This is a genomic window from Holdemania sp. 1001095H_141210_F2, assembly GCF_015558105.1.
Classification (GTDB): Bacteria; Bacillota_I; Bacilli_A; order Erysipelotrichales; family Erysipelotrichaceae; genus Holdemania.
On record NZ_JADNPO010000055.1, the window covers coordinates 268 to 4,118 of the forward strand.

A 3,851-nucleotide genomic window follows, 5' to 3' on the forward strand; every position below is an offset into this window, starting at 1 on the left:
CATCGGAATTCGTTAAAAATTTGTAATGATTCATCACGGAACGATCACGGAAAAACCATCGTTATCCCATAATTTTTTCCTATAATACAGTCATCAGGAAAGGAGGCATCCAAGAAGATCAGTATAGAATTTCAAATATTTTCCTCTTCTCAAAATATAGAAATAAAATAGTTTTCCCTCTTCTCTTATAAATAATAATCATGATCCCGATGAAAACCCTCCCCTGTTTTCACGGGAGAAAAGGCTGCGCTTTCCCCGGCGCAGCTTTTTTCTGCATGAGAAACAGAAGGATCTTTGTTGGCAAGGGGGATGAAAGAAAAAAATATTAGACAAACGTCTAAAATTAAATTGACAAGTATTTTAGACAAATGTAGAATATGGATAGAAGGAAGGGATGAAAACATGAAGCTTTCAAGAAAACTCCCGGAAGCCGAATTCGAGATCATGAAGGTTGTCTGGGGGAAAGAACCGCCGCTGACCAGTACGCTGTTAATGGAAGAACTCAAACAAACCAAGGATTGGAAAGTTCCTACTTTATCGTCGCTGTTGTCCCGCCTGGTTGACCGCGGTTATCTGCGGACGGAGAAAAATGGGAAGGAAAGAACATATTATCCTCTGATTACAGAAGATGAATATCTTCAATTTGAAAGTCAGGATTTCCGTCAGCGCTACGCTCAGCGCAGCTGGATCAGTCTGATGAACGCGTTTTATGATGGCGAAGCGGTAAGCGATGAAGAACTGGATCAACTGCAGGCCTGGCTGGATATGAAACGGAAGACAGACGGATGAATGGGGCGGAGCTGTTATTCCGGCATTGTCTGCCGCATTCGCTGTTAACGCTGATCGTACTCTTTATCCTTCGCCGCATGCATCGTCAATCCTCCCGAACTGCTTATGGAATCTGTATCATCCTGCTGCTGGGGTTATTGATTCCTGTTAAGATTCCGCTGCCTGTTTCTTCGGAAATCATCGAACCGGTCAGGTCGCTGCCGCTGAGTGAAGTCTGGATTGAATCCCAGACGCCGGTTTCTTCTATTATGCCGACATTGGCAGCGTCAAATCCGTCGGAGCCGAGAATGAACGGAACTCAGATCGTCACCCTTTTATGGCTGGGCGGCTGCGCGGTAGCTTTGGGAATAAATCTGATCCGCAACCGGGAAAGTCTGAAATGGATCCGTCGCTGGTCAAGGCCGGCAGGATCTGCTGAATTGGAATTATTACGCCGGCTTCAGTCGCAGATGAAGCTGAAACGGCACATCCAGCTGATGACATGCGGCGGGATCGCAACGCCATGCGCGCTGGGGTTGATTCATCCAAAGTTGATTTTACCGGAACAGGATTGGGAAAAGGAAGAGCTGACGCTGGTCCTTACCCATGAGTTGGTTCATATCCGGCGCTATGACAGCTGGATAAGATTGTTAAGCGTGATCGCCCGGGTTGTATACTGGTTTAATCCGATTGTCTACCTGTTGGAAATTCAGCTGAATCAATATTGTGAACAAGCCTGCGACGAAGCCGTGATCCGAAACTGTACGATGGAACAGCGGCATCGCTATGGCAGTCTGCTGCTGAGGCAGGCACGTTCCACACACTCGCTGCCGATCCTGTCCACAGGCTTTATGTTAAAGCCGAAACAGCTTCAGGAGCGGATAATGCGGGTCATGAATCAAAAACAATTTAAAATGAATTGGGAAAAGGTGCTGATTGTGGCCGCTTTGGTCATGATGGCAGGATGCGTGATGAAGGAAAAGGAGATTCGGAATTTCCTGGCAACGCCGCTGGCTAATGCAAAGCCTGAGAATAATGTGATTTATTTGAATTCAGATAAACTACAAGGATATAGAAAACAAGCTGAATTTGAAGAAACATTCATTTTAGAGAATAAAGACTTGTCGCTGAATCAATTTCGGGAAAAGATGGAGACTGAAGTTGAAAATCTCCGTGCAGAAGGCTTTGCGTTGGACAGTTTAGTCGTTTATCCCAACAGAATCCAGCAGATTGTTTTACCTCAGTCTGTAACGATATCTTCCATAATCTATGATTCTAAGATCAATAAAAACCGCAGGATTAATTTAAGCTTCATATTTGACGGGGATAATGACAAGATTACCTATGAACAAAGCAATCAGATGTATGCTGCACTGATGGATGTGATGAACGATTATTTTGATAACCTCACCGAATCCCAAAGGCAAGCCTTTCTTTATGAGGATGAACGGGAATCCGTATTGAATTTTATCGAGCAAAAATTTGAGGAGCAAACAAAAAATACAATGTTCAGCATTCGGCAGCTTTCCTTTACTTCGATTGAAATTGATGAGAATTTACCAACTGTAAATGTCCAGCTGAGCCAGACCCTGGAAGAATTGCGGAACTTGAGTTATGATGAACTTATGTCGCTTGCACAAATTGAAGAAGGGCCAAGTTATACGTTGATTACTGCCGATGGAATCAAAATCTATGGCATCGGTATCGGTTTCTATCAACCGATCAGTTCGATTTGTAAAAATGCAGAAGCCCGGATTTCCGCGCAGGCTTATGTTAAGTTTTATGAGAATGAAAACGGGATCCAGCATCTTCAGGAAATTCCTGATTTAATAAGTAGGGTTGATCAGATTCTCAATGATCGTCTGCAGAACTTGCAGGGGGAGGATCATTCGATGTTATGTGAAAACTTAAGAAAGCGAATTGTAGAAGAATTGAATGTGGAAAACAGTCTTATTTGGGTTGATGTCATTAAAGATTAAGTAGCTCTGTTACAGTGGGGCGCTGGAAATTAAAACGATAAGCAGAACGATTTTCGCTGGAAGCGGCACCTTTAGAATTTTCATCGGAATTCGTTAAAAATTTGTAATGATTCATCACGGAACGATCACGGAAAAACCATCGTTATCCCATAATTTTTTCCTATAATACAGTCATCAGGAAAGGAGGCATCCAAGAAGATCAGTATAGAATTTCAAATATTTTCCTCTTCTCAAAATATAGAAATAAAATAGTTTTCCCTCTTCTCTTAAATCAATAATCATGATCCCGATGAAAACCCTCCCCTGTTTTCACGGGAGAAAAGGCTGCGCTTTCCCCGGCGCAGTTTTTTCTGCTTTCTATCATGACTTGCGGAAACACCGGGACTTTTTTGTTATCCTTAAAGAGGGTTTACACGCATTAGACAAAAAATGCTCGGTACGTTCAAAATGATTTTCTATAATAATGTCCTTAAGAAAGGGAGTATCCAGTCAGAAGCCCAAGCTGGCGAATATTCAATTATCCACAAGCATAAACTGATCATTCCAAATTTTTCTCTTCTGTTAATTCATGTCTTTGAAACACTTCTGTCCCTCCCTCAGAAGTTGTTTTTTTCGGCCGGGACTAACGATAACAATACCCTTTCCGATCACCGGCCTGCCTTAACTGGTGTTCTGATTGACGACATTAACTGTTCGTAATCCGCTCAATATCCAGATCTGATTTTCACAAAAAGTTCACGATGCTTCCATAAACAACACACAGTATTCCGATATACTAATAATGGAAACAGAGAAGACCACAAAACATTTCTTCATTTCTAAAATTTTCCTTTCTTAATTAATTTAAATTTGATCTTCTCTGTTCATAATAAGTACGAAAGGAAATCCCCCGTTTCCTTTCTCCCATGAGAAACCGCAACTTTCCCTCTTGCGGTTTTTTTCATTGAGAAACGCCGTAAGTATTGTGGCTCTTTCAAAAATAGTGTTGGTGAGAGAAAAACCGAAACAAGAAAGACGCAGATGAGTTCCAGAAATGGGACTCATTTTTAATACGAAGTGGATACCACGTGCTATGCGCGTGGTGCCAGAGCTTAAAGTGTTAAA

General features: G+C 42.1%; 3 protein-coding genes. 2 read left to right on the plus strand and 1 reads right to left on the minus strand.

The genetic code is table 11. The features are described from left to right. The first annotated feature begins 402 nt into the window (after positions 1 to 402). Both I2G61_RS16180 and I2G61_RS16185 read left to right on the plus strand, forming a co-directional pair. Positions 403 to 789, plus strand: coding sequence for a BlaI/MecI/CopY family transcriptional regulator (locus I2G61_RS16180; RefSeq protein ID WP_072684839.1), 387 nt, complete (start codon positions 403 to 405; stop codon positions 787 to 789). Beyond that, on the plus strand, positions 786 to 2,747 hold the full coding sequence (locus I2G61_RS16185) for a M56 family metallopeptidase (RefSeq protein WP_072684840.1): 1,962 nt from the start codon (positions 786 to 788) through the stop codon (positions 2,745 to 2,747). Before I2G61_RS16180 ends, I2G61_RS16185 begins: the two co-directional genes overlap by 4 nt. Positions 2,748 to 3,590: 843 nt before the next feature. Here I2G61_RS16185 and I2G61_RS16605 read toward each other — a convergent pair. Further along, the coding region (locus I2G61_RS16605; protein WP_229100793.1) for a hypothetical protein at positions 3,591 to 3,851 on the minus strand (261 nt) is incomplete at its 5' end.

Excerpts from the sequence above, each read along its gene's own strand:
- I2G61_RS16185 (WP_072684840.1), top strand. The coding sequence starts at position 786 with ATGAATGGGGCGGAGCTGTTATTCCGGCATTGTCTGCCGCATTCGCTG.
- I2G61_RS16180 (WP_072684839.1), top strand. The coding sequence starts at position 403 with ATGAAGCTTTCAAGAAAACTCCCGGAAGCCGAATTCGAGATCATGAAG.